Consider the following 20,360-nt stretch of genomic DNA (forward strand, 5'->3'; position numbering starts at 1 on the left):
GTGGAAGGACACCGCCTTCACCTGGGCGATGGGGCGGTTGATCCTGCAGCGGATCGCCGATGGGGAGACGGTGAAGGCGATCACGGCGCATCCGGCGATGCCGGCCTACTGCACCGTGTTCCGGTGGATGCAGGTCGTGCCGGAGTTCGGGGAGGCGGTGGCGGAGGTGCGGCGGTTGCTGGCGCAGCAGCGGTTGGCCTATGCGGACGCCGTGCGGAAGGCGCGCGGGCGGCGGCGGAACGGGGCCGGAGGGCAGGAGCAGGCGTCGGCCGAGGTGCTGGGACGCTTCCTGGACGCGCTGTGGGACGGGGCGTCCGTGAGCGAGGCGGTGGCGCAGCCGGGCGCCCCGTCGTTCAAGGTGGTCTACTCGCGGGTGCGCAAGTGTCCGGGCTTCCGAGCGGCGTTCGTCGACGCCTGCGACTACCGCGACTTCCGGCTCGAGCTGGAGCGGCACGACGTGATCGACCGGGTGGCCGCGACCGGCATCCCGGCCGCGAACGCGGCGCTGCGCGAGGTGGACGGCCGCCGCGGGCGGCTGCGGCCGAAGCTGTACCGGCGCTAGTCCTCGCCGGCGTCGGCCGTGGGCCCGCCGGCGGCGGGGGCCGACGGGGCGGGCGCGGACGCCGGGACGATGTTGAAGGTGTGGTTGAAGCCCTTGGTCGTGGTCAGCTCGCCGAGGGTGGACGGCGGCGCGACGGCCGCGGCGGCGTCCGGGTCGGCGGGGGCGGCGAAGGCGGGGCCGTTGTTCTGGCTGACGGCGAGGGCGACAGTGGGGTTGGCGATGGCGTCGGCCTGGGCGGCGGGGGCCTTGCCCTGGCAGGCGGCAAGCGCCAGCGCGGCGGCGACCGCGCAGAGCGCGGCGGGGGGGAGGTACGGCATTTCGATCCCGTCTCTTGGTCCGCGCCGGGGGCGCGCGGACGACGCAGTGCTAATGTAATTATGGTTTATTAAAGATTTACAGGGCCGGCGCCAGCCCCGACAGGCCCAGGCCTTTCCGCCTGCGCGGAGGCGCCTATGCTGGCGGCTGCAATGCACAGGAAGGGGGCAACATGAGCGCGCTCGTCACCATCGCCGACGCCGGCCACGTCCGCACGATCACGCTGAACCGGGCGGAGAAGAAGAACGCGCTGAGCCAAGCGCTGGCGTGGGGCGTGATCGAGGCGGTGGACGCCGCGGCGGCCGACGACAACGTCTGGGTGGTGGCGATCACCGGCTCGGGCGACGCGTTCTGCGCGGGCCTGGACCTGTCGCCCGGGGCCGAGCCCTATTCGCCCTACTCGGCCCAGAACGCCCAGCTGGACGACATCGGCTGGGTGGGCAACTTCCTGCTGGCGATCCGCAAGCGCTGCGACAAGCCGGTGGTGGGCGGGATCAACGGCGTGGCGGTGGGCGCCGGGCTGGGCCTGGCGATGGCCACCGACGTACGGCTGATCGCGTCGTCGGCGCGGCTGATGGCCGGCTACACCCGGATCGGCGGCTCGCCCGACGCGGGCCTGACGATCACGCTGCCGCAGGCGATGGGCTACGAGCGGGCGATGCGGTTTATGATGGAGAACCGGACGCTGGTCGGGGCCGAGGCGGTCGACTGGGGCATGGCGGGCGAGGTGGTGGACGACGCGGGCTTCGCCGAGCGGCTGGCGGCCTACTGCCAGGAGCTGTGCGCGTGGTCGCCGATCACGCTCAGGCTTCTGAAGCGCGGGATCGTGAAGAGCTACGAGAGCCACGACATGGAGCAGCAGCTTCGCTACGAGGTGGGGAACATCCGCCGCGCGTTTGCGAGCGAGGACGGCCAGGAGGCCAGGCGCGCGTTCCTGGAGAAGCGCAAGCCGGTGTTCCAGGGGCGGTAGGGTCGCGGTTCAGACTGAGAACTGGCGGACGGCGCGCGCAACCGGCAAGGACGCGGCCCCGAAAGACGAGGACGGATCATGGCTGAGGGCGGTTGTCATTGCGGCGCGGTGCGGTTCGCGGTGACCGGCGCGCCTGCACGGGTGGGCCTGTGCCACTGCACCGACTGCCGGCGCAGCTCGGGCGCGCCGATGGTGGCGTGGGCCGTGATGGGCGAGGACCAGTTCCGGGTCACAGCCGGCGAGGCCAAGCCTTACGCCTCGTCCGAGCACGGGCGGCGGCACTTCTGCCCGGCCTGCGGGACGGGACTCTACTACACGAACGCCGTGGTGTTCCCGGGGATGGTGGACGTGCAGCTCGCCACCCTCGACGACCCGGACGCCTTTGCGCCCATGGAGCAGATCCAAACGGCCGAGCGCATCGGCTGGATGGAGGCCGCGCACACGCTGCCGGCGCACGCGCGGTTCCCGGAGGACCTCTGAGGGCTAACCCAGGGCGTAGCCGTCGATGGGGCCGCCGTAGTTGACCTGGTAGCCGAGGTCCTGGAGCGAGGCGACGGTCATGCGGCTGAGCGGATCGGTGTCGGTGGTGACCAGCGGATCGGGGTCGTCGATGTAGCCGGTCATCAGCTCGTCGTCGAAGACGGCCTCCGACCAGTGCGACAGGGCCGTGCCCGACCCGCCGCCGGTTTCGAGCGGGACGCCGTTGACGTCCGGGACGCCTGTCGTGAGGGCGTTGTACTCGGCCACGGCGTTGGAACCGGTGAAGGTCGAGCCGCTGACCAGGCCCAGCCGGTCCCAGATCGTGCCGAAGCCCATCACGTGCAGCATCTCGTGCGTCACGATCTCGTCGAACAGGCCCAGGGTGACGTAGTGGGCGGCGTCGGCGCTGTCGAACTGCATGGTCCCGGTGGCCGGCAGGCTGCCGTTCGTGCGGACCGAGGTGGGGCCGGCCTGTCCCAGGATGCCGCCCTCGCCGTCGATGGCCTTGAGCTCGGCCACGATGAAGATGTCGTCCACCAGCCGGACGCCGCCCTTCATGATGACGCTGACGTTCTGGACGTCGCCAACGACCAGGCTGGCCAGGCGGTCGGCGGAGGCGACGAAGATGTCGTGCGCGGCCTGGGTGAAGGCGCCCTTGAACTGGATGGTGATGTTGTAGGCGCTGCCTGCGACCGAGGTGGTGTAGTCGGGGTAGGTCGTGCCACCGCCGCCGCCCCCGCCGCCGCCCGGGCCGCCACCGCCGCCGCCCTTGGCCGCCGGCAGGCCGAGGTCGGCCACGTCGATGCGGTGGGAGAGGTCGACCGCGAACAGGTCCGGCGTGGACTGGGGAAGTTCCGGCCGCAGGTCGATGCCCGGGCCGTGGGCCTGGCCGAAGCCGGAATTGCCCGGACCGTCGGCAAAGGCCGAGAAGTCGAAACGATCGCTCATGGACGCACCCTTCCGAGAGTCGTGACCCCTGAAGACTAACTCGCCGATTTGTTTAACAAAATTGAAATTAGTTACGGTAATCGGTCGCAATTCGCCTGGCAGGCGTAACGGGACAGATCAGTCGCCCTTGCAGTTGCGCCCGCGGGACACGCCGCGGAGGAAACCGCGGCGGGCGAAGCCGGCGTCGATGGCGGCGTTGAGCTGGCGCTGGGCGGGCGCGGCGCCCGAGACCTCGCGCACCAGGCCGCGGAACGGGATCAGCGAGTTGACCACCGCCTTGCCGCCGGCCTCGGCGATCTGGCCGCCGCGGCGCTCCTCGCCAGGCTTGGGCTTGTCGATGTCGGGGCCCAGCACCTCGGAGAGCCGCGCCACTTCGTCGGACAGGGACTGGCAGGTGGAGAGGCCGGTGAGGTCGTAGGGATCGGCCGCGGCGGAGATCAGCAGCGGCGGGATCTCGATCTTCGAGACGCCCAGGTCGCGGCCGGGCTGGGTGACGATCTTCCCGGCCTTGTCCACCGCCTCGCGCCCGCGCTCGCCGGGGACGTAGGGCTCGGCCGGCGGCGGCTGGGCGGCCGCGGTCGAGGCGGCCAGGAGGACGATCGCGAGACCTGTGACCAGACGTTCCATGACGCACCCCCGAAGGTTGCCGCGGCTGCCCCGCAGATAGGCCCGCGACGGCCGCGAGGCAAACACGATACGGGCGGACGGCTAGCTCGGCTTCGGCGGGCCGGCCCTGCGGGCCTTTTCGACGGCGTGGCGGAGGCGACGGTCGTCGAGGCCGCCTTCCAGGAGGTAGGGGCCGACGAGGTAGGCGGGCGTGCCGGAGAGGCCGAGGCCGAAGGCCTGGGCGGCGTGGCGCTTGAGCTGGGCGTCGATCTCGCGGGTCGCTGAGAGGTCGGGGTCGGCGCCGGCGGTGCGCGCGATGGCGGCGATGCGCTCGGGCGTGAGCGGGCCGCGGGCGGCCATCAGGGCGGCGTGGACTTCGCGGTAGCGGCCCTGGGCGTGGGCGGCGAGCGCCGTGCGGGCGGCGAGGTCGGACTGCGGCCCGCGGATCGGCCAGTCCTTCCAGATCACGCGCACGGTGGGGTCGGCCGCCAGCAGGCGGTCGAGCGCCGGGTCGGTCGCCTTGCAGATCGGGCACTGGTAGTCGGTGAAGACCACCACGATGACCTGCGGCCGCCCTGCGCCGGCGGCGGGCGAGCCGGGGTCGGAGAGGACGCCGGCCACAACGGGCGTGAGCGTCACCCTGCGCCCCTCCTCGGGCAGCCAGCGGAGCCACAGCGACACCGCCGCGCCGGCCGCCACGGCGAGCGCCAGCGCCAGGCGCGGGCGGCGGGCGAGCGAAAGGCGGAACCGGGACGTCATAGCGTCCGTTGACCCGCTATCGCCGCAGCACGCAAGCTGCGGGGTCACGCGTGCGGGCTGCATCTGGGGAGGCTGCTTTGCGTAGGTGGGGTGCGATTGTCGCCGCCGGATTGGCGCTGAGTTGTGCCGTGGCGCCGGCGAGCGCCGCGGTGGTCGTGTTCCAGGACACGTTCGCGTTCGACCAGTCGGGCTTCAAGTCGGTGTTCCTGCCGAAGTGGGGCGGGCCGAACCCGATCACCGGCGTGAGCCTGCAGTTCGTGGGCGAGACGAACAAGTTCGTCGACGTGTTCGCCGGCGACGAGCCCACCACCTTACCTGAGGAACCGGTGAGCTGGACGGTGGCGCTGCAGGGCCCGGCCGTCGACGATGGCCTGGGCGGCATCACCTTCCAGCTGTTGGGCGACTTCGTGGTCAACACGGCCTTCCCGCCGATCGACCTGCCCGGCAATCCGGGCGAACAGGTGACGCGGATCACGCCGGTGATCCCCTTCACCATCGATGCCGTGGACACGCGGCTCGACCTCTACATGGGCTTGGGCGAGAACGAGTTCGTCATCACCTGGGACCCCGATGCGTTCACCCAGACCCGGGGCGCCCTGAAGCTGTTCATCGAGGTCGCTCCGATCCCCGAGCCGGGGACCTGGGCCCTGATGATCCTGGGTTTCGGCGCCACCGGCGCGGCGCTGCGGCGGCGGAAGGCTGTGGCGGCGTAGGGTTCGCTCCGTTCTCAGAAGTATCGCCTTCCTTCCTCCGTCGAGGAGGAGGGCTTTGGAAGACTACACCCCCGCCACCCGCGCCAGCCCGGGAAGGTCGGTGACGGTGAGGCCGCCGTAGGCGCGGCGCACGAGGCCGTCGCGTTCGAAGGCGGAGAGGTGCAGGTTGGCGGTCTTGCGGGTCAGGCCCACCATCTCGCCCAGCGCCTCCTGGGTGATGCGCAGGTTGGGTCCTGAGGGGCCGCCGGCCATGAGACAGAGGCGCCGCGCCAGCCGCTCGCGCGGCGGCAGGGCGGCGAGTTCGCCCACCAACTCGAGCAGGTTGCGGAGCTGGAGGTAGAGCAGCGCGGCGATCGCCTGCCAGACGTGGGGCGCGTCGTGGGCGATGCGCGAGAGCGCGCGGTCGGACACCTGCAGGATGGTGACGTCTTCGGCGGCGATGGCCGTGACCAGCCGCGGCCCGCCGCCGAAGCGGGTGGTCTGGCCGAGCGCGGCGCCGGCGCGGAGCTGGCCGATCAGCACCTCGCGGTCGCCGGGCGCCTTGCAGAGCACCTGCAGGGCGCCCTCCAGCACGACGAGGACCCCGGTCTCGTCGTCGCCCTCGGCCTGCACCCACTGGCCGACGGCGAGGCGGACGATGCGGCCGTGCTTGAGGAACGGCTCGACCAGGCCGCGGCCGGCCTGGGAAAGCCAGGCGGAAGCTTCCAGGATGGCGGCGGCGCGGGCGCGGTCCTCGGGCGACATGGGCGGAAATGTAACGGCTGTGACAATGCGGGCCAAGCGCCCGGGGCACGCTTCCTGGAAACCAGGAGGATCCCATGAGCGCCGCCGTCCTCGAGATCGAACGCCTGCCCGGCTGCGGGGCGATGATCCGCGGCCTGGACGTGCGCGTGGCCAGCGACGCGGCGGTCGACGCGATCCGCCAGGCGGTGTTCGACCGCGGGGTCGTGTTCCTGGAAGGCCAGCAGCTGACGCCTGAGAACCAGATCGGCTTCGCCCGCCGGCTGGGGCCGATCGTGGTCAACCGCTACTTCCCCAAGACCGAGCGCTGGCCCGAGATCGCCAAGGTGGAGAAGACCGAGGCCCAGACCTCGAACATCGGCGGCGGCTGGCACACCGACCATTCGTACGACGCGGCGCCCGCCATGGGCTCGGTGCTGCTGGCGATCGAGACCCCGCCGGCCGGCGGCGACACCCTGTTCGCCGACATGTACGCCGCCTACGACGCCCTGCCCGACGACATGAAGGCGACGCTCAAGGGCCTGACGGCGCGGCACGCCTCGGCGCACGTCTTCGGCGAGGCCGGCGGCTATGCGAAGACCGACCGCCCCGAGCTGGCGGGCTACGCCGACACGCCCGAGGCCGTACACCCGGTGGTGATCACCCACCCGGGCAGCGGCAAGAAGGCGCTCTACGTGAACCCCGGCTTCACCCGCGAGATTCTGGGCGTGACGGCGCAGGAGAGCCAGACCCTGCTGACGTTTCTCTATGCGCACGCGGTGCAGCCGCGGTTCGTGACCCGCTTCAAGTGGCGGCCGGGCTCGATGGCCATCTGGGACAACCGCTGCACATGGCACTGCGCGATGAACGACTACCACGGGCATCGGCGGCTGATGCACCGGATCACGCTGGACGGGGTTCCGCTGAGCTAGTCGAACCACCGTCCACACCGCGAGTGTCATCCCGGTTTTGGCCGCAGGCCAAAGACCGGGATGACAGACGTTGGGGGCGGAGGTGGGAGAACCACTCCCCGCCGCCCTCCTACGGTGCAGACCCGCCGGATTCCTTGGCGCGGGCGCCGCCGAGGATGCCGGTCATGGCGTAATTGCCCTCGTGGCAGGCGTATTCGTAGATCTGGCCGCCGAGAGCGGTCAGGACCATCTCGGCCTTCCAGGCCTGCGTATAGTGATCCGGATCCTCGACGGTGAACTCGTAGGCGATCTCCTTGGCCGAGGTGCGGGTGAGCCGCTCGGTCACGCGGCCCTTCTCCGAGAGGAAGATCGGCCCGAACCGGCCCTGCACCGGGTTCACGTTGACCGTCTCGACGACCAGTGTGTCGCCCTCCCACCAGGCGGTCGCGTCGCCCATCCAGCGATGCAGGACGGCCGGGCCGTGCGCGGCCTGGGCGGCAGCCTTGTCCTTGAGGATCGGGATGGTGCGCACCCCGAAGCCCATCTCCACGATCACCACGAGCGCGTCGCGGGTCAGCAGGAACTGGTAGTTCGAGTTGTAGACGTTGTTCAGCATCCCGGGCCCGCCCGAGTTGCGTGAGCCGATCAGGCAGCGGTCGTTGGGGGCGAGATCCTCAGGCCCCGCCGGGTCCATGCGGTTGCTCATCGCCGCGGCCTCGCGCCGGCGCCGCTGGCCGAGTTCGGTGAGCGGCATGCGCCCGTCGGCCGGCTCGACGATCCAGGAGGTGCGGTACTCGCCCTTGATCTGGGCGTACGCCGTGCCGTTGTCGAGGAAGACGGCGTCGTGGCCGGTGCTGCCGCCGGGCGCGAGCGGGCCGGCGTTGGGGTCGCTGGGATTGCGGTCGGCCTGCGCCTGGCGAAGGATCGGGTCGTTCGCCGCCAGCCGCTTGGCCTCGGCTTCCGGCATCGTCAGGCCCTTCAGGTTCGACGGCCGCTCCAGCTTGGTCAGCGACACGTTCGACCAGTTTCCCGAGAGGTCCGGATGCCCGTCCGCTGAGCGTGGGGGCGGCTGGGCGGCCGCCGGCGCGGCCAGCGCCAGGGTCACGGCCAGGGCCAAGGCGGATGCCCGTCGCGTCTGCATGAAGTCCATCTCCCGCCCTCAACGGAGGGGAAGCTAGCAAACTCCACGGGCGGCGCGATGCGATTCACGCGCAGACCGGCGCTTGAACGGCCGGCGCCGCCTGGAAGGCAGCCCTCGCCAAGGGACCGCATCCGGGATAGGCCGTGCGGGATGAATAGCAAGCCGGTCCTGCGCCGCCTGATCGACCTGCCCGGAGTGGCGGACCTGGAGCTGAAGGCTCTGATGAAGCGCGAGTTCGCCGAACCGGAGGCGCGGGCCGAGTTCCCCGAGATCGACGCGTGCTCGAAGGCGCTGTTCGGCCTGACCGCCGACGAGGCCGAGGCCATCGAACGGCCGGCGGACTGGGACCACGTGGAGACGAAGCCGGCGGCGGCCCAGGTGTTCGCCTTCGAGGACGCCGGCTGGGACGTCACCGACGACAAGCGCCGGCCCCTGCGGGTGCTGGGCCACTTCAGCGCGCCGCTCTGGCTGGCGCTGCGCGGCGTGGCCGGCGAACTGCCGTTCCAGGCCGAGAGCACGGCGCCCGAGGCTTGGGTGGGCAGGCTGGCCGCCGAGGCCAAGCGGTTCCAGAAGCGATGAGACCCCCGCAAAGAGGCGGCAAGCCCGCCACCTACGCCCAGCCGACGCCCAGGGTGTCCCGCCTGAAGAAGGCCAAGGTGCTGACCGCCGCCGAGCGCGCGGCCTTCCTGGCCTCGCGGCCGGACCTGAGGCCGAAGGGCTGAGGCCGGAGCGGAGGCGCTGGCCCTCAGGCGCCCCAAACCTCCCGGGCGTAGCGGACGAAGTTCTTGCCCAGGATCTTCTCGATCCGGGCCGGCTTGTGGCCCCGGGCGGCCAGCAGGCGGGCGAGCTTGCGGAACTGGTCGGGGCCGCGCAGGTCGTCGACGAACGGGTGGGTGTCGGCCCGCTCGCCGGGCGCGGCGACGCCGCGGGCCTTGCGCAGCTCGTGTTCCTTCTTGAGCGCCACCTTGTAGGCCTCGAGGTCGTCGATGGGCGTCGTGCCGCCGTCGGTGCCGATGCCCACGTGGTCCTCGCCGCAGACGTCGATGGCGTGCTCGAGGTGGGCCACCACGTCGGCCGCCGTGGCGTGGCCCGACGGGTTCAGGAACGGCATGAAGTAGATGCCGACGAAGCCGCCCTTCTCGGCCACCAGGCGCAGCTCCTCGTCGGTCTTGTTGCGCGGCAGGTCGACGAGGGCGCGGCAGCCGGTGTGGTTGATCGAGATCGGCTGCTTCGAGGCCTGGATGGCGTCGAGGCAGATCTGGCGGCCGGAGTGCGAGAGGTCGACCATCACGCGGTTGGCGTTCAGGCGGTCCACCACCTGGCGACCGAAGTCGGTGAGGCCGCGGCCTTCCGGGACGATCGACCCGTCACCCAGCTGGTTCCTGAGGTTGTAGGTGAGCTGGATAATGCGGACGCCCAGGTCGGCGAAGAGGTCGACGCGGGTGGCATCGTCGCCCATCTGGGCCGAGTTCTGGAAACCCAGGATGACGCCGATCTTCTTCTCCCGCTTGGCGCGCTCTATGTCGGCGGCGGTGAGGATGAGGCTGACGTCGGCGGGATGCTCGCGGATGAGGCGGATCCACTGGGCGACCTCGGCCACCGAGTGCTGGAACGGCTCCATGGGCCCGGCGACGAAGCCGATGGTGACGTTGACCGCGGTCGTGCCAGAGGCGCGGGCGTCGGCCAGAATGCGGGGAGTGAGCACCGGGCGCGGCGGCTCGTCGAAGTTGGGGTCGCCCAGACCGCCGAGGGCGTTGACGACGATGGTTTTCGCCAGCGGGTCTGATGCGGCGGCGGCGGGCGCAGCGGCTGCGGCGGCGGAGAGGGCGAGCAGGGTGCGGCGGTTCATTCGGCCTCCTGGAGGTCGGCCTTCGTCAGGGGGACGAAGTCGGCGCGGCGGTACTCGCGGCCGCGCTTGATGGTGAGCTCCAGGGTCTGGAGATTGGCGAGGTCGGCGGTGGGGTCCTTCGCCAGCACGATCAGGTTGGCGAGCTTGCCGACCTGGATCGAGCCCGTCTCGGCTTCGGCGCCGGCGGCGCGGGCGCCGTTCAGCGTGGCGGCCTTGATCACCTCGCCGAGCGGCAGGCCGGCCCTGGCGAGCGCCGCCATCTCCTTATGCAGGGTGGGCCAGGGGTCGTCGTAAGGGGCGACCCAATCGGTGCCAGCGCTGATCGTGACGCCGGCCTTGAAGGCCTGGCGGGTCAGGGCTTCGGACATGGCCCCCGAGCAGAGGCCAGGGCGGCCGCCGGGGCGGCGCTGGCCATAGATGCTGGTGGTGGCGTCGAGCACGATGCCGGCCGCCTTCATCTGCTGCAGGAGCGCCCCGACGGTCGGGTTGTCGGCGGCGAGGAACGGCGCGGCGTCCATCGGCGTGCGCGACTGGTACGAGGCGGGCGTCCCGGCGACCGCGTGACCCAGGCTGCAGGCGTGGCTCATGGCGTCGGGACGAGCGGCGGCCACCTCGGCCGGCGTCGCGGGATAGACGGCCGTGTGGGCCCAGACCTGCAGCCCCTGGCGGTGGGCCTCGGCGGCGATCTTCCTGACCAGGCCAGCGGGGAGGTTCGCGTAGATCTTGATCGCGGAGGCCGAGGTCCCGCGGGCCAGCGTGACGGCTTCGCGCAGGTCGGTGGTCTCGTCGACGGCCTGCATCCAGGGCGTCTTGCCGGGCGTGTAGCCGTAGGAGACGGAGATGGTGCGCGGGTCGGCGAAGAAGCTGGGGCCGGCCATGAGGGCGGCATAGCGGATGTCGGGCGCGGGGATCTCGCCCTTGCGGCTGGCGCGGGCGAGCTCGGCCACGGCGCGCAGGTCGTCGGCCATGTCGCGCACGAGGGTGACGCCGCCGTAGAGGTCGCGGCGCAGGCTCGCCTCGGCGCGGCGGCGGTTGGGGGGCGTGGCGAGGTGCTCGTGGCTGTCGATCAGGCCGGGCAGCAGGACCTTGCCGGTGAGGTCGACGACGCGGGCGCCGGGCGGCGCGGCGAGCTGGGCGGCGGGGCGGACCTCGGCGATCTTCTCGCCGTCCACCAGCACCGACGTGCCGGGCCGCGGCGGCGCGCCCGTGCCGTCGATCAGCGTGGCGTTGCGGTAGAGGACCGTCTCGGCGACGGCCGGACCTGCGACCGCTAGGACGGCCAGCGCCGCCAGCAAGCTCCGCAACAACGCACGCCCCTCCCGTCGGTTCTCAGGCCTTACGGCCGGGCGGGCGGCGCTTCGACGCCCGGCTCGGTCTTGGCCCACATGGAGCTCTGGCAATCGCCTTCCGGCTGGAGCTGGAACTGGGCCGCAGCGCGCCAGCAGGCGGCTTCCTCACGCTGGACCGTGAACGCCCAGGCGAGCCCGAGGCAGATCACGGCCAGGGCGGCGCTGAACGCCGCCATGACGGCGACGGCCAGGGTGCGCCGGTCCTTGGCGGGCTTACTCGACATGCGACGGCTTTGGCCGAACCCGCGGCCAAGAGCAAGCGGGGATCAGGCGTGATCGGACACTCGGCAGACGGCGCCGACGCGCCGCTCCTCCTGCCAGACGACGACCTCCACCGCGCTGGGGTGCTCCCGCAGGACCTGCTCCGCGCGACGCAGGGCGGCGGCGTCGCCGGGCTGCTCAAACGTCTCGAAGGCGGTGGACGATCCGTCCCGCCGACACGGATAGAAGGTGAAGAGGGGCATCGACGATCTCCCTCACGACAACGGATGCGCGGACACGCCCCCACACCCAACCTTCACAGTATACACCCTTCGCGGGCCGGTTGTGTCGGGGAGTCGACGAACTCGCCTTTCAGGAGTGCGTGATGTCGGCGCGGGGTCCGGCCACCCGTGAAAAGCCGACGCGCGAGGTCTCGCATGGGGGCGTCGCCCCGCGGCGCCGGACTGCGCGGTATTCACGGGTGGCCCACCCGGGACGCTGATCGGGAAAAGAGCGCCCCAAGCCTGGACCCGCCTTAGGCGTCACGCGCCGGTGGGCGCCGTGGCTTCCACTTCGGCGGCGGGCGCCGCGGCGGGCGGGGCGTCGCAGCCCTTACCCGAGTAGAGGCCGACCATGACCGCCTTGCGGGTGGTGGCCGTCTGGATCGTGTTGGCCGCCTCGGCCTGGACCTGGGCGGCGCGCTGCTTGGCCAGGTTGGCCGCCTGGTTGGCGAACATGCCCGCGCCGGGCACGCGGCCCAGCACGCCGGTGCGCAGCATGCCTTCCACCGCGACGGTGGAGGCCATGCCCGCGCCCTGGGCCGAGCCGTTGGCCTTGCCGATCCTGGCGTTGGCGTCTGCCACGAGCTGGTCCATGCGCGCCGACTCTGCCGCGACGGCGGCGCAGTCCATGGACGCGTCGGTGGAATAGCTGACCTGCAGGCCCTGAGCCGACGCGGCCGAGCCGGAGAGAAGCGCGGCCACAGCCACGCCGACGGTGATGATCTTGCGCATGTTTTGCCCCCATGAACGCTGACGGGGACGAAGCTAGGCCGCACGAAACCCGGCGCCCTCCCCCGATCGGGGGTGTCGGCGCGCCCTATCCCGTCGCCCGCTGGCCGGCGTCGTGGAGGGCGGAATGGGCGCGGCGGCGGATGAGCTCGGCGGCCTTGTCGCCGCGCAGGAAAACGCTGAAGTCGGCGGCGCACTCGAGGAAGGCGGCGGCGATGGCGCGGTCCTCGACGTCGTCAGTGTGCAAGAGGTCGACGACGGATTCCACGTAGTGGTCGATGTACTCGCCCAGCTTGCCGACCATCTTGTTCCGGACCGTGGAGAAGCCGCCGTAGTTCGCCGTGGTGCGCAGCTCTTCCGAGAACGCCAGCAGCGTCGTGGCGTGGGTCACCCAGCGCTCTTCCGGCGGCGCCGACAGGCGCGGGACCTGGTGGCGGACGCGCTGGTTGCGCGGGGCGAACATCGGCAGGGCCTCGATGACGGCGCGCTCGGCCTCCTTGAGGCGGGCCTCGACGACCGCGGCCAGGCTGGCGCGCTGCTTGACCACGCGAAGCCCCCAGCCCTGGTCGCGGGGAAGCTCGACCGAGCCCTCCATTTCCATGATCTGGTGGACGACGAGTTCGGCGAGGCGCGCGCCAATGCGGCCCATGCCCGGGCCGTCCGCGGCGTTCATGGCGCCGATGGCAGCGATCGAAGCGTCGATGTCGGCCAGCAGCTTCTCCCCGAAGTCGGCCAGCTCGGAATCGCGCAGATAGCGCTCGGTGGGCTTGTCCATCACCGCCGAGATGATGCGCATGACCATCCACGGCTGGGCCATCTGGGCGGCCAGCATGCGGAAGAAGAGCGGGCCGGCGTCGTCGGCGATGGCGACGGCGTCCTTGTAGGCCAGGCGCGCGCCGGCGGTGGTGTCGCCGCCGGGATGGGCGAGCCACTCGGGCATGCGCTGGGTGGTATGGCGCACGACCGCGCCGATCTCGAGGGCCGCGATGAGCTGTTTCGCGCCGTCGTCGCGCCCGCGGTCGGCGAGCTCGGCGGCGGCGATGTAGTCGGGATGCGCGCGCTCGCGCAGGCCGGCGGCCGCGGCGGCCACGAGCTGGTCCTGGGCGTCGGTGAGCTTGTGGGCCTCGAAATACTCGTCCTTGCGGAGCTTCTCGACGGCCTCGGCCTCGGTGTCCTTCAGCGCCCGCCAGATCAGCGACAGGGTCCGCGCCGGGAAGGTGAGTTCGGCAGGATCGTCGCCGCCGGCCACGCACATGGGCGCGATGGGCTGCAGGATCGTGTTGCGCAGGGTGCGGTCTGCGGCCTCGGCCTCGACGAGGCGCTTCACGCCGCCGAGCGCGCTTTCGTCGCCGGTCTCGGCCAGCGCCAGGCGCAGGCTGCCGACCACCCGGTCGGGGGCCTGCTCGACCAGGGTGCGGACGATCGCGATCTTGCGCTCGGAAAGCGCGGCCATGGGGTTCCGTGTCCCGGCAGAACGCCGTTAGACGGGAAACATGCCTTCTTCGGGGTTAAGGCTTTACCAAGCCTATGTTTTTTCCGTGCGGCAGGCCATCTCAGTCGGCGGCGCGCGGCAGGTCCACCGTCACCGAAAGGCCGCCCAGCGACGAGTCGCCGAGGGTCAGCGCGCCGCGGTACGCCCGCGCCAGCTCGTCGATGATGGAGAGGCCGAGGCCCGATCCCGGGGCGTTCTCGTCGAGGCGGGCTCCGCGCTCGACCACCTCCTCGCGCTGCTCCGGCGTGAGCCCTGGGCCGTCGTCCTCGACGGTGAGCCGCATCCGTTCGGCGCCCTCGGGAACGGCGCGTACGCGCACGCGGCGGCGGCCGAACTTGCCGGCGTTCTCCATCGCGTTGCCGGCGATCTCCATGAAGTCCTGCCGTTCGCCGAGGAACCACAGGTCGTCCGGGGCGTCCCAATCGATGGTGACGCCCTTGTCCTGGAAGATGCGCTCCAGCGTGCGCGCCAGTTCGTCCAGCACCTCGGCGACCGACGTGCGCTCGCCCTGCCCCTGGCTGCGGGCGGCGGCGCGGGCCCGGCGCAGGTGGTGGTCGACCTGCTGGCGCATGACCTCGGCCTGGCGGGTGACCACCTCGGCGAGCGGGCCGGGCCGCTGGCCGGCCTCGGTGATCATCACCGAGATCGGGGTCTTCAGCGCGTGCGCCAGGTTGCCGACGTGGGTGCGCTGGCGATCGACGGTCTCCTGGTTGTGGGCGACGAGGGCGTTCAGCTCGTCGGTCAAGGGCCTGAGCTCGGACGGATAGACCGCCTGCAGCCGCTCGCTCTTGCCGCGCCGGACGTCGGCCACCTCGGTGCGCAGCCGGAAGAGCGGGCGCAGGCCCACGCGGACCTGGAGGATCACCGCCACGATCAGGCCCACGCCCAGCAGGCCGAAGGCGACGGCGGTGGCGGTGACGAAGTTGACGACCTCGCGGTCGACCGGCCGGCGATCCTCGGCGGCCAGGAACACCAGCGGCTGGCGCAGGCCGTAGAAGGTGGTCCAGCGGGCGAGCACGCGGACCCGCTCGCCGGCCTGCGGTCCGGGGGCGTCGTAGGCGATGGGCTCGCCGGGCTCGGCCTGCAGGCGCTGGGCGAGGTCGGGCGGGACCTGGAGCACCGACTGGTAGAGCGAGCGCGAGGTGAGCCCCTCGAGCGCGCGGACCTGGCCGTCCTCGGTGACCTCGGCGATCTCCCAATAGCGGCCGGACAGCGCGCGCAGGGCGCGAAGGTCGGTGAGCGCCGGGGCCACCACCTCGCCTTCTTCGATGGTGGTGCCGGCGATGAGGTTGTCGATCAGGTCGGAGAGGTTGGCGTCGAAGCGGCGCAGCGCCGCCTGCTGGAAGAGCAGGGCCAGGACGACGGCGGCGATCGCCAGGGCGGCCACGATGCCGCCCGAGGCCAGGATCACCAGCCGGCGGGCAAGCGACGGACGAGTGAGGCCCCCGAGGAGGCTCACGTCTTGGCCGTCTCCACGTCGACCTCGTCGGCCGGGCAGATCAGGCGGTAGCCCAGGCCGCGGACCGTCTCGATGCGGTCGGAGCCGATCTTCTTGCGCACGCGGCCGATGAACACCTCGATGGTGTTCGAATCGCGGTCGAAGTCCTGGTCGTACAGGTGCTCGACCAGCTCGGTGCGGCTGATCACACGGCCCTGGTGCATCATCAGGTAGTGCAGCAGGCGGTATTCCAGCGACGTGAGCCGCAGGGGCTCGCCGTTGACGCTGGCGCGGGCCGCGCGCGGGTCCAGGCGCAGGCCGCCGCACGACAGGTTGGGCGATGCATGGCCGGCCGAGCGGCGCAGCAGGGCGCGCAGGCGGGCGAGCAGCTCCTCGGTGTGGAACGGCTTGGTCAGGTAGTCGTCGGCGCCGGCGTCGAAGCCCGCGACCTTTTCGCTCCAGGCGCCGCGGGCGGTGAGGATCAGCACCGGCGTGGCCATGGACTCGCGCCGCCAGCGCTCCAGCACCGACACCCCGTCCACCTTGGGCAGGCCGAGGTCGAGGATGATGGCGTCATAGGGCTCGGTCTCGCCGAGGAACTGGGCCTCCTCGCCGTCGGGCGCGTGGTCGACCGCATAGCCCGCGTCGGAGAGCGCCAGCTTCAGCTGACGCGAGAGATCCGGATCGTCTTCTACAAGCAGGATGCGCACGTTCGCGTCCCTTCTTCCTTCATGTTCCGCCAGCCGCTCCCGGGATGGGGGCCCTGGACGTTAATGCCGGCTTCAGCCGCCCTGGCGCCCGAGTTCGCGGCCGCTTTCGGCATCGACAACGAAGACCACCACCCGTCCGTTCTCCATCTGCCACTGGACGAAGTAGGCGGCCCTTCCGCCGTACTCGCCCATGGTTGTGTTCAGATGGCGGCCAGGATGGCGCGCGGCAATACTGCGCACGACCTGAGCCAGCGGAACCTGGCGACCCGCGCCGCGGTCCTCGCCGAAGCCCAGCACGGCGCGGCCCGACTGGGCCGCGACCTGCGTCGGTCCACAGGCGACCAGCGCCAGGACAGCGAGGGCGAAGAGGCGTTTCATGACGACCACAGCTAGAGGGTTGCGACTGAACCCGGGCTGAACACCGATATTAGCTCGCGTTAGCCAAGCCTAGCTGTTTGATGGCGCCGGCGGGCGCGACAGCGCCAACAAGAATCGACCGCGGAAAACGCAGAAGGACGCGGAGGGTCAGCAGCAACGGCCTCTTCCGCGCCCTTTCCGCGGTTCCAAGACTGCGCCTGGGGCGCTAGCGGCGCTTGGGGCTGTAGGGGCGTTTGGCGCGGGACTCTTCGGCGAAGGCTTCCAGGGCCGGGTCGGACGCGTCGGGCAGGACGACGACCAGGCGGGCGAAGAGGTCGCCGCGGTGACCCTTGGCGTCGGAGAGGCCCTTGCCCTTCAGGCGCAGGCGCGTGCCGGTGTTGGCGCCCTTCGGCACCGTGATGTTGACGGGGCCGTCTGGCGTCGGCGCCTCCACCTTGCCGCCCAGCACCGCGTCGTAGAAGGCGATCGGCACGTCCATGACCAGCGCGCCCTCCTCGCGACGATAGAGCGGGTGCGGTTTGAGCGCGATCTCGATGAAGGCGTCGCCGGGGCCCGAACGGCCGGGCGCGCCCTGCCCTTTCAGGCGCAGGGTCTGGCCGTCCTGGGCGCCCTTGGGAATCGTGACGTCGATGGTGCGGCCGTCGGAGAAGGCGATCCGCTGCTTGCCGCCGCGGATGGCGTCGACGAGGTCGATCTCGAGGCGGGCGCGGGTATCGGCGCCGCGCTGGGAGAAGCCGCCGAAGCCGCCGCCCGCGCCGCCCGGCCGGCCCTGGCGCGCGCCGCCGAACATCTCGCCCAGGATGTCGCCCAGGTCGACGCCCTCGAAGGTGTCGGTTCGGAAGCCGCCTTGACGGCCGCCGGTATGGCCGCCGAAGCCACCGGGGCCCTGGCCGCCGCCCCAGGGGCCGCCGCCGCCGTAGCCGCCCATGGTCTCGCGGCCGTCGGCGTCGATCTCGCCGCGGTCGAATTTCTTGCGCTTGTCGGCGTCGCCCACGATGTCGAAGGCGGCTGACACTTTCTTGAAGCGTTCCTCGGCCGCCTTGTTGCCGGGGTTGGTGTCCGGGTGGTTTTCCTTGGCGAGCTTGCGGAAGGCCTTGCGGACCTCGTCCGCCGTGGCCGTGCGGGAAACGCCCAGCTCCTGGTAGGGGTCGCGCGCCAAACTCCTCAGACTCCTCGAAAGACCATGCTCACGGTGTGAGTACTAGATTGGGCGGACGGTTCCAGCCCGCAAGGCGGGGTGTGGCGATTTAGTCACATCTTGCCGACCTTGACGCGTTCGGCTTTTGTTCGATCGAGGGAGGCAGGGCATGAACAATGTGACGTGGTGGTTCTGGGGCGCAGGGCGCACCAGCCGTCGGCCCTACTGGCTGGCGCTTGCCGTCGTCTTCGCCGCAGGATGGCTGGTCGACGCCGTGGCAAGGACAATCGCCTCGGCGTACGCGCCGCTGATAGGTTACGCGGGCGTGGCCTTTCTGCTGGGCAGCGGCGTGAGTGCTTGGGTCTCGACCTGCCTCGTCACGCGGCGGCTGCATGACATCGGCCGGTCCGGTTGGTGGCAGCTCACGCCCCTCGTGTTCATAGTCCCAGGGCTCGCCGCGGCGGAACCCGTGTGGGCGGCCAGGCTCGGCCTCGGCGAGGCCGGCTCGGTGCTGGGTTTCCTGGTCGCCCTCGGGACCTATCTAGGCTTCCTGACCGTCCTCGGCTGCATACCTAGCGGCGGGCCGAACCGCTTCGATACGGCCGTCGCCGCCGACGCCTTCTAGTCGTCGCCTCGCTCCACCACGAGGTCCCAGGCCGCGAAGTCGAGGGCGTCCTCCGGGTCGGCCAGCGCGGTTTCGCTGATGGTCTGGCCGCGAACGGAGATGCCGGCGCGGTGGACGCTCTCGGGGTCGCCGGAAATCAGCGGATGCCAGTCCGCCAGGTCGCGGCCCTCGTGCAGGCGGCGGTAGGCGCAGCTCTTCGGCATCCACTCCAGCGCCTCGATGTTGTGCGGCGTGAGCTTGATGCAGTCGGGCACGGACTTGTGGCGCTCGGCGTAGTCCGAGCAGCGGCAGAGGTCGGCGTCGAACAGCTTGCAGTGTACGCGGGTGGGAATGACCTCGTCGGTCGCCTCGTCCTCGAAGCGCACCAGGCAGCACAGGCCGCAGCCGTCGCAGAGGCTCTCCCACTCGGCGACGGTCATCTGCTCGAGGGTCTTTCGCCGCCAGAAGGGTTCGCCGGGCATCGCGGGGATGTAGGCCTTTGGGCTTTGCGACAGAAGCGTGATCTTGCGTCGCACGACCCAGTCGTCCATGTGAGCGCCCCCATGAGAGCGCCGATCCTGGCCCTGAAGGGTGTCCGCCTGGCGGATGGCCCGCTGATGCTGTTCGACGGGGTCGACCTGGCCCTGGAGGCGCGGACGCGCGCGTGCCTGGTCGGGCGCAACGGGGCGGGCAAGTCGACGCTGCTGCGCATCCTGGCCGGCGAGATCCAGGCCGACGACGGCGAGCGGACAGTCACGCCCGCCACGCGGATCTCCTACGTGCCGCAGGAGCCGGCGATCGGCGGCGCGACAGTGCTGGACTACGCGATCTCGGGCGGCGCCGAGCCGCACCGGGCCGAGGCGGCGCTGCACGACTTCGGGCTGGACCCGGAGAAGTCCACGGAAGGCTTGTCGGGCGGCGAGAGCCGACGGGCGGCGCTGGCCAAGGCGTTCGCCGAGGACCCCGACGTCATCCTGCTGGACGAGCCCACCAACCACCTCGACATCCTGGCCATCGAGACCCTGGAGGCCGAGGTCGCCGCCTGCCGCGCCGCGGCGCTGATCGTCAGCCACGACCGGGCGTTCCTCGAGCGGGTGACCCAGAAGTGCTTCTGGCTCGAGTACCGGCAGGTGCGGCGGCTGGACGAAGGCTTCGGCGCCTTCGACGCCTGGGTCGAGAAGATCGAGGCGGCCGAGGCCGAGGAGGCGCGAAGGCTCGCCCGCGCCATCGAGCGCGAGCAGCACTGGATGGCGCGCGGCGTCACGGCGCGGCGGGCGCGCAACGAGGGCCGCAGGCGGCGGCTGATCTCCATGCGCCAGGACATGTCCGACCGCATGAAGGAGATGCGCGGCGAGCTGAACATGGGGCTGGCCAGTTCCGGCGTGTCGGGCCAGCGAGTGGTCGAGGCCAAGGGCATCACCAAGGCGTTCGGCGAGCGGACGATCCTGAAGACGTTCTCGACGCGGATCCTGCGCGGCGACCGCGTTGCGATCGTGGGCCCGAACGGGGCCGGCAAGACCACGCTGGTGAAGCTCTTGCTGGGCGAGCTGGCGCCCGACGCCGGGACCGTGAAGCTGGGGACCAACCTCACGGTCAACTACATCGACCAGGCGCGGGGCGCGCTGTCGCCCGAGATGACCCTGAAGGACGTGCTGACGCCGCTGGGTGGCGACCAGGTGCTGGTGCGCGGCCAACCGAAACACGTGAACGCCTACGCCAAGGATTTCCTGTTCCGTGACAGCCAGCTGCGCCAGCCGGTGAAGAGCCTGTCGGGCGGCGAGCGCAACCGCCTGCTGCTGGCCCGCGCCCTGGCCAACCCGGCCAACGTCATGGTGCTGGACGAGCCCACCAACGACCTCGACATGGACACCCTGGACCTGCTCGAGGACCTGCTGGCCGACTACGACGGCACGCTGATCCTGGTCAGCCACGACCGCGACTTCATCGACCGGCTGGCGACGTCGACCATCGGACTGGACGGAACCGGGCGCGCGGTCGAGACACCGGGCGGCTGGCAGGACTTCGTGAGCCAGAACCCCGACTTCTTCGGCGGGCCGCCGAAGCTG

General features: G+C 71.3%; 26 protein-coding genes. 9 read left to right on the forward strand and 17 right to left on the reverse strand.

All coding sequences use genetic code 11. The features are described 5' to 3' along the window. Positions 1–562, forward strand: a 562-nt coding sequence (locus VGD44_RS21440) for a hypothetical protein (protein WP_331090417.1), incomplete at its 5' end; no start/stop codon positions are given. On the opposite strand, the gene VGD44_RS21445 is transcribed toward VGD44_RS21440, so the two are convergent. Next, entirely contained in the window at positions 559–879 is a 321-nt protein-coding gene (locus tag VGD44_RS21445; RefSeq protein ID WP_331090418.1) for a hypothetical protein, read from the reverse strand. The two genes, VGD44_RS21440 and VGD44_RS21445, sit on opposite strands and share 4 nt — an antisense overlap. A gap of 170 nt (positions 880–1,049) precedes the next feature. Between VGD44_RS21445 and VGD44_RS21450 the strand changes: the two genes are divergently transcribed. Next, positions 1,050–1,847 carry an enoyl-CoA hydratase/isomerase family protein gene (locus VGD44_RS21450; RefSeq protein ID WP_331090419.1) on the forward strand — a complete coding sequence of 266 codons (798 nt, stop codon included), beginning with the start codon at positions 1,050–1,052 and terminating at the stop codon, positions 1,845–1,847. A gap of 78 nt (positions 1,848–1,925) precedes the next feature. Beyond that, positions 1,926–2,327 (forward strand): GFA family protein, encoded by a 402-nt coding sequence (locus tag VGD44_RS21455; RefSeq protein WP_331090420.1) that lies wholly within the window; start codon positions 1,926–1,928, stop codon positions 2,325–2,327. A gap of 3 nt (positions 2,328–2,330) precedes the next feature. On the opposite strand, the gene VGD44_RS21460 is transcribed toward VGD44_RS21455, so the two are convergent. The 3 genes from VGD44_RS21460 to VGD44_RS21470 all read right to left on the reverse strand — a co-directional run bounded on the left by VGD44_RS21460 (position 2,331) and on the right by VGD44_RS21470 (position 4,640). Continuing rightward, complete coding sequence (locus VGD44_RS21460; RefSeq protein WP_331090421.1) at positions 2,331–3,275, reverse strand: leishmanolysin-related zinc metalloendopeptidase; 945 nt, start codon at positions 3,273–3,275, stop codon at positions 2,331–2,333. A 117-nt stretch (positions 3,276–3,392) separates the two neighbouring features. Further along, positions 3,393–3,902 (reverse strand): hypothetical protein, encoded by a 510-nt coding sequence (locus tag VGD44_RS21465; protein WP_331090422.1) that lies wholly within the window; start codon positions 3,900–3,902, stop codon positions 3,393–3,395. Positions 3,903–3,983: 81 nt separating this feature from the next. Further along, positions 3,984–4,640, reverse strand: a complete 657-nt coding sequence (locus VGD44_RS21470; RefSeq protein WP_331090423.1) for a DsbA family protein — start codon at positions 4,638–4,640, stop codon at positions 3,984–3,986. 128 nt (positions 4,641–4,768) lie between these two features. On the opposite strand from VGD44_RS21470, the gene VGD44_RS21475 reads away from it, so the two are divergent. Further along, a complete protein-coding gene (locus VGD44_RS21475; protein WP_331090424.1) occupies positions 4,769–5,353 on the forward strand; it encodes a PEPxxWA-CTERM sorting domain-containing protein in 585 nt (194 codons plus the stop codon). 63 nt (positions 5,354–5,416) lie between these two features. On the opposite strand, the gene VGD44_RS21480 is transcribed toward VGD44_RS21475, so the two are convergent. Next, on the reverse strand, positions 5,417–6,097 hold the full coding sequence (locus tag VGD44_RS21480) for a Crp/Fnr family transcriptional regulator (protein ID WP_331090425.1): 681 nt from the start codon (positions 6,095–6,097) through the stop codon (positions 5,417–5,419). A gap of 74 nt (positions 6,098–6,171) precedes the next feature. Here VGD44_RS21480 and VGD44_RS21485 point away from each other — a divergent pair, with 74 nt between their 5' ends. After that, entirely contained in the window at positions 6,172–7,005 is an 834-nt protein-coding gene (locus VGD44_RS21485; RefSeq protein ID WP_331090426.1) for a TauD/TfdA dioxygenase family protein, read from the forward strand. Between the two features lie 109 nt (positions 7,006–7,114). Here VGD44_RS21485 and VGD44_RS21490 read toward each other — a convergent pair whose 3' ends face one another. After that, on the reverse strand, positions 7,115–8,125 hold the full coding sequence (locus VGD44_RS21490; RefSeq protein WP_331090427.1) for a hypothetical protein: 1,011 nt from the start codon (positions 8,123–8,125) through the stop codon (positions 7,115–7,117). Positions 8,126–8,275: 150 nt separating this feature from the next. Between VGD44_RS21490 and VGD44_RS21495 the strand changes: the two genes are divergently transcribed. Next, complete coding sequence (locus VGD44_RS21495) at positions 8,276–8,704, forward strand: hypothetical protein (RefSeq protein WP_331090428.1); 429 nt, start codon at positions 8,276–8,278, stop codon at positions 8,702–8,704. Next, a complete protein-coding gene (locus VGD44_RS21500) occupies positions 8,701–8,847 on the forward strand; it encodes a hypothetical protein (RefSeq protein ID WP_331090429.1) in 147 nt (48 codons plus the stop codon). Before VGD44_RS21495 ends, VGD44_RS21500 begins: the two co-directional genes overlap by 4 nt. A gap of 23 nt (positions 8,848–8,870) precedes the next feature. On the opposite strand, the gene VGD44_RS21505 is transcribed toward VGD44_RS21500, so the two are convergent. The 10 genes from VGD44_RS21505 to VGD44_RS21550 all read right to left on the reverse strand — a co-directional run bounded on the left by VGD44_RS21505 (position 8,871) and on the right by VGD44_RS21550 (position 17,711). After that, a complete protein-coding gene (locus VGD44_RS21505) occupies positions 8,871–9,974 on the reverse strand; it encodes a dipeptidase (protein WP_331090430.1) in 1,104 nt (367 codons plus the stop codon). Then, positions 9,971–11,281, reverse strand: a complete 1,311-nt coding sequence (locus VGD44_RS21510; RefSeq protein ID WP_331090431.1) for an amidohydrolase family protein — start codon at positions 11,279–11,281, stop codon at positions 9,971–9,973. Before VGD44_RS21510 ends, VGD44_RS21505 begins: the two co-directional genes overlap by 4 nt. A 29-nt stretch (positions 11,282–11,310) precedes the next feature. Further along, entirely contained in the window at positions 11,311–11,547 is a 237-nt protein-coding gene (locus tag VGD44_RS21515; protein WP_331090432.1) for a hypothetical protein, read from the reverse strand. Between the two features lie 42 nt (positions 11,548–11,589). Continuing rightward, on the reverse strand, positions 11,590–11,787 hold the full coding sequence (locus tag VGD44_RS21520) for a hypothetical protein (RefSeq protein WP_331090433.1): 198 nt from the start codon (positions 11,785–11,787) through the stop codon (positions 11,590–11,592). A 279-nt stretch (positions 11,788–12,066) separates the two neighbouring features. Further along, positions 12,067–12,537, reverse strand: a complete 471-nt coding sequence (locus tag VGD44_RS21525) for a hypothetical protein (protein ID WP_331090434.1) — start codon at positions 12,535–12,537, stop codon at positions 12,067–12,069. Positions 12,538–12,622: 85 nt separating this feature from the next. Further along, positions 12,623–13,987, reverse strand: a complete 1,365-nt coding sequence (locus VGD44_RS21530) for a hypothetical protein (protein ID WP_331090435.1) — start codon at positions 13,985–13,987, stop codon at positions 12,623–12,625. A gap of 100 nt (positions 13,988–14,087) precedes the next feature. Beyond that, the gene (locus tag VGD44_RS21535) at positions 14,088–15,485 is read right to left on the reverse strand and encodes an ATP-binding protein (RefSeq protein WP_331090436.1); all 1,398 of its coding nucleotides are present in this window, start codon (positions 15,483–15,485) and stop codon (positions 14,088–14,090) included. Then, positions 15,482–16,174 carry a response regulator transcription factor gene (locus VGD44_RS21540; RefSeq protein ID WP_331090437.1) on the reverse strand — a complete coding sequence of 231 codons (693 nt, stop codon included), beginning with the start codon at positions 16,172–16,174 and terminating at the stop codon, positions 15,482–15,484. The genes VGD44_RS21535 and VGD44_RS21540 overlap by 4 nt, the downstream gene beginning before the upstream one ends. A 72-nt stretch (positions 16,175–16,246) precedes the next feature. Then, complete coding sequence (locus VGD44_RS21545; protein ID WP_331090438.1) at positions 16,247–16,552, reverse strand: hypothetical protein; 306 nt, start codon at positions 16,550–16,552, stop codon at positions 16,247–16,249. Between the two features lie 205 nt (positions 16,553–16,757). After that, entirely contained in the window at positions 16,758–17,711 is a 954-nt protein-coding gene (locus VGD44_RS21550) for a DnaJ C-terminal domain-containing protein (protein ID WP_331090439.1), read from the reverse strand. A 148-nt stretch (positions 17,712–17,859) separates the two neighbouring features. On the opposite strand from VGD44_RS21550, the gene VGD44_RS21555 reads away from it, so the two are divergent. Beyond that, on the forward strand, positions 17,860–18,315 hold the full coding sequence (locus VGD44_RS21555) for a DUF805 domain-containing protein (protein ID WP_331090440.1): 456 nt from the start codon (positions 17,860–17,862) through the stop codon (positions 18,313–18,315). Here the strand turns inward: VGD44_RS21555 and VGD44_RS21560 are convergent. Beyond that, positions 18,312–18,776 (reverse strand): YcgN family cysteine cluster protein, encoded by a 465-nt coding sequence (locus VGD44_RS21560; protein ID WP_331090442.1) that lies wholly within the window; start codon positions 18,774–18,776, stop codon positions 18,312–18,314. The two genes, VGD44_RS21555 and VGD44_RS21560, sit on opposite strands and share 4 nt — an antisense overlap. 69 nt (positions 18,777–18,845) lie before the next feature. Here VGD44_RS21560 and VGD44_RS21565 point away from each other — a divergent pair. Further along, positions 18,846–20,360, forward strand: a 1,515-nt coding sequence (locus VGD44_RS21565; RefSeq protein WP_331090441.1) for an ABC-F family ATP-binding cassette domain-containing protein, incomplete at its 3' end; no start/stop codon positions are given.

This window comes from Phenylobacterium sp., assembly GCF_036402295.1.
Classification (GTDB): domain Bacteria; phylum Pseudomonadota; class Alphaproteobacteria; order Caulobacterales; family Caulobacteraceae; genus Phenylobacterium.